Origin of the sequence: Herpetosiphon llansteffanensis (assembly GCF_003205875.1) — a bacterium.
Taxonomy (GTDB): Bacteria; Chloroflexota; Chloroflexia; order Chloroflexales; family Herpetosiphonaceae; genus Herpetosiphon; species Herpetosiphon llansteffanensis.
On the sequence record NZ_PUBZ01000071.1, the window covers coordinates 1 to 255 of the forward strand.

A 255-nucleotide genomic window follows, 5' to 3' on the forward strand; every position below is an offset into this window, starting at 1 on the left:
CCCGCGTCCTGCCGACGCGCGGCAACCGATGATCGCTTGGCTTTCTGTAAGTGTCTGCTCTACCGTTCACACGGCCTCCACAGCACCCCAGTTGTCCGCCTCGTCTCGACGGTGCCTCTCACATATTCCTATGCATGGATGACTGATCTTGTGGCCGGTTTCCCACTTAGATGCTGTCAGCGGTTCTCCGTCCCAGACGTAGCTACCGAGCCTTGCGGGTCGTCCCACAACTCGTCCACCAGCGGTCTGTCCAGC

General features: G+C 60.4%; 1 rRNA gene. It reads right to left on the reverse strand.

Going from position 1 to position 255, the window contains the following annotated elements:
• Window positions 1-23: 23 nt before the first annotated feature.
• A 23S ribosomal RNA gene (locus C5S61_RS04470) occupies window positions 24-255 on the reverse strand; the annotation flags it as partial.